The sequence below is a fragment of the Caballeronia sp. genome (assembly GCF_049581465.1).
GTDB lineage: Bacteria > Pseudomonadota > Gammaproteobacteria > Burkholderiales > Burkholderiaceae > Caballeronia.
On the sequence record NZ_JBAUSA010001390.1, the window covers coordinates 1 to 2,413 of the forward strand.

Consider the following 2,413-nt stretch of genomic DNA (forward strand, 5'->3'; position numbering starts at 1 on the left):
CTCCTGCGGGCCGCGCGCCTGCTGTGCCGAGGAGTCTCCTTCCGCCGCGAAGTCGTCGTCCAGACGCATGCTCAGCGCGATCCGCTGGCGCTTCACATCGGTTTCCAGCACCTTGACCTTCACCACCTGACCCGCCTTGACCACCTCGTGCGGGTCCTTGATGAATTTCGTCGACATCGCCGAAACGTGGACTAGTCCATCCTGATGCACGCCTATATCGATGAACGCGCCAAACGCCGCCACATTCGTCACGACGCCTTCAAGGACCATTCCCGGTACGAGATCAGACAGCTTCTCGACACCATCGCGGAACGTCGCCGTCTTGAATTCAGGGCGCGGATCGCGACCCGGTTTTTCAAGTTCGGCCAGGATGTCGCGCACGGTCGGCAAGCCAAACCGGTCATCTACGAATTCTGCCGGCGATAACCCCGACAACGCTTCGCGCTTGCCCATTACTTCTGCAGCATGCTTCTTGATCTTCGCCAGGATTCGCTCGACCACCGGATAAGCTTCCGGATGCACCGACGAGCGGTCAAGCGGATTCACACCGTTATTGATGCGCAAAAACCCGGCAGCTTGCTCGAACGTCTTGTCGCCCAGACGTGGCACCTTCTTCAGTTGATCGCGCGAGGCAAACGGGCCGTTGGCATCGCGAAAATCGACGATGTTGCGCGCCAACGTTGTGTTCAAGCCCGACACGCGTGCGAGCAGTGCGACGGAGGCGGTGTTGGCATCCACGCCGACGGCGTTCACGCAGTCTTCGACGACCGCGTCGAGCGAACGCGCCAGTTCGCGCTGGTTGACGTCGTGCTGGTACTGGCCGACGCCAATCGCTTTCGGGTCGATCTTCACGAGTTCGGCGAGCGGGTCCTGCAAGCGGCGCGCGATGGAAACGGCGCCGCGCAACGACACGTCGAGTTCCGGAAATTCCTTCGATGCCAACTCGGAAGCCGAATAAATCGATGCGCCAGCTTCCGAAACCACGATCTTCTGCAGCTTTAGTTCGGGGTGCTTCGCAATCAATTCGCTTGCCAGCTTATCCGTCTCGCGCGACGCCGTGCCGTTGCCAATACTGATCAGTTCGGCTTGCGTCTGCGCCGCAATACGCGCGAGTTTGGCAAGCGAGCCGTCCCAGTCGCGACGCGGCTCGTGCGGGTAGATCACATCGGTGGCAAGGAGCTTGCCCGTACGATCGACCACGGCAACTTTAACGCCCGTCCGCAGCCCCGGATCGAGGCCGATCACTGCTTTCGGGCCCGCCGGCGCGGCAAGCAAAAGGTCTTTCAGGTTGCGTGCAAAAACGCGAATGGCTTCGGCTTCGGCTTCTTCGCGCAAATTCGTGAGCAGATCGTTTTCGATACTCGGCTGCACTTTCACGCGCCAGCACCACCGGCATACGTCGGAGAGCCATTTGTCAGCGGGACGCCCCTGATTTGCGACACCGACGTGCTGCGCAATCATCGTTTCGCCAGGATGCGGCACCTGCGCGTCGAGTTCTTCGCCCAAGCCGAGCTTGACCATCAGGATGCCCGCGTTACGGCCACGAAACAGCGCGAGCGCGCGATGGGAGGGCACGGTGCGGAGCGTTTCCGAGTAGTCGTAGTAATCGCGGAATTTCTCGCCTTCCTCGCTCTGCTTGCCCTCGACCACCGTCGACATCACGATGCCCTGCTTGAACAAATAGTCTCGCACCTTGCCGAGGATCTCGGCCGTCTCGCCGAACTGCTCGGAGAGGATGTCGCGCGCACCGTCGAGGGCGGCCTTGATATCGGCGACACCCTTCTCAGCGTCCACAAAACGCGCCGCTTCGACCTGAGGATCGAGGCGGGGATCGGCGAGGAGGTTGTCCGCGAGCGGTTGCAGGCCTGCCTCGCGGGCGATTTGCGCGCGCGTGCGGCGCTTGGGCTTGTACGGTAGATACAGATCTTCGAGCACCTGCTTGCTGTCGGCGGTTTCGATCGCGGCGCGCAGTTCTGGAGTGAGCTTGCCCTGCTCCTCGATGCTGTGCAGGATCGTCGCGCGCCGGTCTTCCAGCTCACGAAGATAGATAAGCCGTTCCTCGAGATTGCGCAGGTGCGTGTCGTCGAGATTGCCCGTCACTTCCTTTCGATACCGGGCGATAAACGGAACGGTGGAGCCTTCATCGAGGAGTTGCACGGCCGCCGCGACCTGGCGCGGCTGTACGTTCAACTCGGTGGCGATGCGCTGTACGATCTTCAGTGCTACGGTTTCCGTCATGGGGTCTGCGTTTGCCTGCTGGCTCATCAAGGGCGTTCATGGCCGCGCACGCTTACGAGAAGTGGCGCCACCGCGTTCGCACGTTTGCCGGGTGGGTGAAGCAGGGCATTTTGCCATAAATGCCGGAGCCGTCCGGCGCGCGGTGATAGAATTTCGGGATCGTTAAAGCTGCATT

At 61.3% G+C, this 2,413-nt stretch carries 1 protein-coding gene; it reads right to left on the minus strand.

All coding sequences use genetic code 11. The annotated features are described in order from the left end of the window. Positions 1-2,238: Tex family protein (locus WCA53_RS33625; RefSeq protein ID WP_423922306.1), on the minus strand; the 2,238-nt coding region annotated here is incomplete at its 3' end. Positions 2,239-2,413: the final 175 nt, after the last annotated feature.